This window comes from Pseudomonas sp. 24 E 13, from assembly GCF_900004715.1.
GTDB classification, from domain to species: domain Bacteria; phylum Pseudomonadota; class Gammaproteobacteria; order Pseudomonadales; family Pseudomonadaceae; genus Aquipseudomonas; species Aquipseudomonas orientalis_A.
In genome coordinates, this window is sequence record NZ_CVTO01000119.1 from 1 (window position 1) to 2,634 (window position 2,634).

Consider the following 2,634-nt stretch of genomic DNA (forward strand, 5'->3'; position numbering starts at 1 on the left):
CGAACTGGTGATCAGCGCCGCCCGCGCCGGCAAGGGGATTTTCTGCGAGAAACCCATGGCCATCACCCTCGATGAAGCCGACCGCGCCATCGCCGCCGCGGCCGATGCCCGTGTGATCCTGCAGGTCGGCTTCAACCGTCGCTTCGCCAAGAGCTTTCGCAGCGCTCACCTTGATGTTGCCGCAGGACGCATCGGCACCCCGCAGTTGCTGCGCTCACTGACCCGCGACCCGGCGCTGAACAACCCTGGCGCCTCACCGCAATGGGTGATTTTCCTGGAAACCCTGATCCACGACTTCGACACCCTGCGCTACCTCAACCCCGGTGCCGAAGCGGTGCAGGTGCAGGTGATGGCCGACGCGCTGATCGCCCCGCAATACAAAAGCCGAGGCTTGCTCGACACCGCCGTGGTCACGATCCGCTTCGATAACGGTGCGATTGCCACCGCCGAAGCCAGCTTCCAGGCCGTGTATGGCTACGATGTACGCGGTGAAGTGTTCGGCAGCGCCGGCATGCTGACCATGGGCGGCGTGCAGGCATCCGACCTGGTGCGCTACCAGGCCCAAGGCATCCAGGCCGACACCCAACGCCTGGACACTGACCTGTTGCGCGACGCCTACATCGCCGAGCTCAACCACTTTGTCGACTGCCTGCGCAGCGGTGCCAAACCCCTGGCCAGTGGCGAAGATGCCCGCGCCGCCCTGGCGATTGCCCGCGCGTGTATCGAATCCTACGAGCAAGGCACGGCGGTGAGCCTGTGATCCCGTTCAAGCTGGCGGTCAGTGCCGAGATGGTGTTCCTGGACCTGCCGTTCGTGGAGCGGGTCAAACGCATTCATGCCCTCGGTTTCAGCGCCGAAATCTGGAGTTGGACAGACAAGGACATCAACGCCCTGGCCGCGACAGGCGCGGACTTCACCTCGATGACCGGCTACATCAGCGGCACGCTCACCGACCCTGACGGTATCCGCTACTTGCTCGACAGCGCCCGCGAATCCTTGAACGTTGCCGAGCGCCTCAACTGCCCCAGCCTCAATCTGCACGGCACCGGCCTGGGCGACGGCGGCCTGCCGGTGCAGCCCGTCAGCCACACCTCCGGGCGCATGTGGCTGAGCGCCTGCAAGACCCTGGAAAAGATCGCACGCCTGGGCGAGGACGCCGGCCGTGTGTTCCTGCTGGAAAACCTCAACACCGAGCTGGACCACCCCGGCACCCCGTTCGCCCGTGCCGCCGACACCCTGGCCCTGATCGAAGCGGTGGGCAGCGCGCATTTGAAGATGAACCTGGACCTGTACCACGCGCAGATCGGCGAAGGCAACCTGATCGAACTGATCCAGCGTGCAGGCCCCGCCATCGGAGAAATCCAGGTGGCCGACGTACCCGGACGCCAGGAGCCCGGCACCGGCGAAATCCACTACCCGGCGATTGCCAGGGCGCTGCATGCCATGGGCTACAGCGGCGTGGTCGGCCTGGAAGGCTGGGCCAGCGGCGACAGCGACAGGGCCCTGGAGCGTTTCCGCCAAGCGTTCACCCTATAACAACAAGAGGAACACCTCATGCATCGCTATTCATTGATCGTGGCCACACTGTTACTGCTGTTGAGCCAATCAAGCTTTGCCGCGTATCGCATCGGCGTGAGCATCGCGCGGGTCGACGATAACTTCATGACCTACGTGCGCACCGGCCTTGAAGCGGCCGCCACGCAACAGGACGTGCAGATCCAGTTCGAGGACGCCCAGGGCGACGTGGTGCGCCAGCTCAATCAGGTCGAAGGCTTCCTCAACCAGAACGTCGACGCGGTGATCGTACTGCCGGTGGACACCGCCGCCACCGCCAACATCACCCGTGCGGCCGCCGCCAGCAACACCCCGCTGGTGTACGTCAACCGTCACCCGGATGAACGCACATTGCCCAAGGGTGTGGTCACGGTGGCGTCCAACGACATTGAGGCCGGGCAATTGCAGATGCGCTATCTCGCGGAGAAACTCGGCGGCAAGGGCAGCGTGGCGATCATCATGGGCGACCTGGCGCAAAACGCCACCCGCGACCGCACTGAAGGCGCCAGGCAGGTGCTCAAGGAATTTCCGGGCATCAGGATCGTTGAGCAGCAAAGCGCCGAATGGCAACGCAGCAAGGCCATGGACCTGACCAGCAACTGGTTGCTGGCGGGCACCCAGTTCGACGCGATCGTGGCCAACAACGATGAAATGGCGATTGGCGCGGCCATGGCGTTACAGCAGGCGGGCAAGGCCAAGGGCGAAGTGGCGATTGTGGGGATCGACGGCCTGCCCGATGGACTGGCGGCGATCCGGCGCGGCGTGCTCAGCGCATCGGTGTTCCAGGACCCCAAAGCCCAGGCGACCCAGGCCGTGCAGGCGGCAGTGCGGATGATCAAGGGCGAACCGATTGAGTCGGAGGTGTGGGTGCCTTTCGAGCTGATCAAGCCCGAACAGGTGGCCGTCTTCGAGCAACGCTACAAATAAATCGAAGACAAGCCCCTCCCACACAAACAACGTATCCACGATGCGAAGCGAGCCGCTCTTGCTCTTGATCTGCTTTTGATCTCAGGCGCCCCGTTAAACCACGCTGGCCGCAATTCGATATTGATGTGGGGGGTAAACCGGCAGGACGCCGGT

General features: G+C 64.0%; 3 protein-coding genes. All 3 read left to right on the plus strand.

What is annotated here, in order from left to right:
* A partial coding sequence (locus BFP90_RS14210; protein ID WP_065897080.1) for a Gfo/Idh/MocA family oxidoreductase occupies positions 1 to 760 on the plus strand: 760 nt, incomplete at its 5' end.
* A 29-nt stretch (positions 761 to 789) separates the two neighbouring features.
* Entirely contained in the window at positions 790 to 1,536 is a 747-nt protein-coding gene (locus BFP90_RS14215; RefSeq protein WP_065897088.1) for a TIM barrel protein, read from the plus strand.
* An 18-nt stretch (positions 1,537 to 1,554) separates the two neighbouring features.
* Entirely contained in the window at positions 1,555 to 2,481 is a 927-nt protein-coding gene (locus tag BFP90_RS14220; RefSeq protein ID WP_065897082.1) for a sugar ABC transporter substrate-binding protein, read from the plus strand.
* Positions 2,482 to 2,634: the final 153 nt, after the last annotated feature.

What these genes read in the sequence shown, in the direction of transcription:
- BFP90_RS14220 (WP_065897082.1), top strand. Translation starts at nt 1,555, where the DNA reads ATGCATCGCTATTCATTGATCGTGGCCACACTGTTACTGCTGTTGAGC.
- BFP90_RS14215 (WP_065897088.1), top strand. Translation starts at nt 790, where the DNA reads ATGGTGTTCCTGGACCTGCCGTTCGTGGAGCGGGTCAAACGCATTCAT.